The 508-nt window shown below is 51.6% G+C and carries 2 tRNA genes and 1 rRNA gene; all 3 read left to right on the forward strand.

The features are described 5' to 3' along the window. Positions 1-37: 37 nt before the first annotated feature. The 3 genes from rrf to C812_RS01170 all read left to right on the forward strand — a co-directional run bounded on the left by rrf (position 38) and on the right by C812_RS01170 (position 440). Positions 38-154, forward strand: a 5S ribosomal RNA gene (gene rrf, locus C812_RS01160). A 38-nt stretch (positions 155-192) separates the two neighbouring features. After that, a tRNA-Ile gene (locus C812_RS01165) sits at positions 193-269 on the forward strand. Positions 270-364: 95 nt separating this feature from the next. Next, positions 365-440: transfer RNA gene (locus tag C812_RS01170), tRNA-Ala, on the forward strand. The last annotated feature ends 68 nt before the right edge of the window (positions 441-508 follow it).

Below are 508 nucleotides of genomic sequence, written 5' to 3' on the forward strand. Positions count from 1 at the left end.
CTCGTTGCTCAGTTTTGAGAGTTCAAGCTCTCAAGCGTTTGGTGGCGATGGCGGAGGGGTTCCACTCGTTCCCATCCCGAACACGACCGTTAAGCCCTCCAGCGCCGATGGTACTTGGACCGAAGGGTCCTGGGAGAGTAGGACGCTGCCAAGCGCAACCCACTTTCGGGTGCACAAATGAATATTTGTTATGGGCCCTTAGCTCAGCTGGTTAGAGCGCACCCCTGATAAGGGTGAGGTCGGTGGTTCGAGTCCACTAGGGCCCACCATATTTCCCATAACATGAAGATGTTTTTTACCGGGGTCCCCGAAAAGTATTCGGAATTGACTTCGGAGCATCACTTCACTGTTTGGGGTGAAATTTGGGGCCATAGCTCAGCTGGGAGAGCGCCTGCCTTGCAAGCAGGAGGTCAGGAGTTCGATCCTCCTTGGCTCCACCATATGATTTACCTTGATCCTTGAAAACTGGATATACGAAACGAAATTTGCGTTTTAGAACAATCCTTTT

Origin of the sequence: Paenibacillus barengoltzii G22 (assembly GCF_000403375.2) — a bacterium.
Lineage (GTDB): Bacteria > Bacillota > Bacilli > Paenibacillales > Paenibacillaceae > Fontibacillus > Fontibacillus barengoltzii.